1 protein-coding gene is annotated in these 1,031 nt (G+C 46.9%); it reads right to left on the bottom strand.

Annotated features, from left to right (window positions below; all coding sequences use genetic code 11):
* A partial coding sequence (locus HMPREF9420_RS12785) for an SAM-dependent methyltransferase (RefSeq protein WP_007136160.1) occupies nucleotides 1-870 on the bottom strand: 870 nt, incomplete at its 3' end.
* Between the last annotated feature and the right edge of the window lie 161 nt (nucleotides 871-1,031).

Genomic DNA, 1,031 nt, shown 5'->3' with positions numbered 1-1,031 from the left:
GTCCGTACCTGCATTGTCTGAAAACAGACTTGATGGTAGTCGGAGAGCGGAGATAAGGCGGCTGTTCTGCATGAGGTAACGGCGTATGGCTTCATTGCGAGGGCTGTCCAAAACACCCTGTGAGGTGATGAATGCCAGTAAGCCACCTTCCTTGATGCAGTCTAGACCTTTCACGAAGAAGTAATTGTGAATGGCACGTGTGGACTCCCGTTTAAGAGTGTCCTTGCCTTTGCTGTATTCTCGGTCATAGACCATGAAATCGCCAAAAGGAATGTTACTTGTTACAAGGTCGTACTTGTCCTTATCCTCCAACTCTCCAATGGATTCAAAGGGGGCTTGGCGGACAATGATATTACCTTGCCCATAAGGATGAATGGATTGTGAGATACGGGCAGTGAGCAAATCTTTTTCCATTGCATCGACCATACCAACCCTTTTAGCAAATATCTCGGCAAAAGCTCCCATACCTGCTGAAGGGTCTAAGCATTGCCTTATCTCCACATCGGTAATGGTGAGTGCTTCTGCAATCGCAGAAACGATGCGGGTATCGGTATAGAAAGACGTGAGCACGCTTGCCTTGATGCTCTCCCAATAGCGTTTGGCGGTGTTGGCATCGACGGCTTCACGGTAAATCATCTGTTTGAGCCTTTGGGTTGGCTCGAAAAGTTGTTGCTCCGATTGGCTCCAATAGCGGAGGTCATCGGGGCTGTCACATCGGTTCAGCACGCATTTCAAGCCACCGAAGCCCTGATAGTTGCGCAATATGTCTTTCTCGGCTTCGGTGGCTTCGCGGCGTTCTTTTTCCAAGCGCAAGACCATACGGATGGCTTCAGTGTTGGCTTCAAGGACGTTTTTCTTATTGTATGCCATAGTTTTTCTTTTTAATTAAGGAGGAAAAAGTCGGAAGATAAAAAAATATTACCTCCCGACCTTATCTTTTACTCTCCGTGTCTGCCAGGATTATTTCCCCCTTTGTTTTCCTTTCCTGCTTTCAAATTCAAAAGAAGTAGTGTAGTCTTCACCCAGAACAA

It is taken from the genome of Segatella salivae DSM 15606 (assembly GCF_000185845.1).
Lineage (GTDB): Bacteria > Bacteroidota > Bacteroidia > Bacteroidales > Bacteroidaceae > Prevotella > Prevotella salivae.
This window is presented reverse-complemented; position numbering and strand designations above follow the sequence as displayed.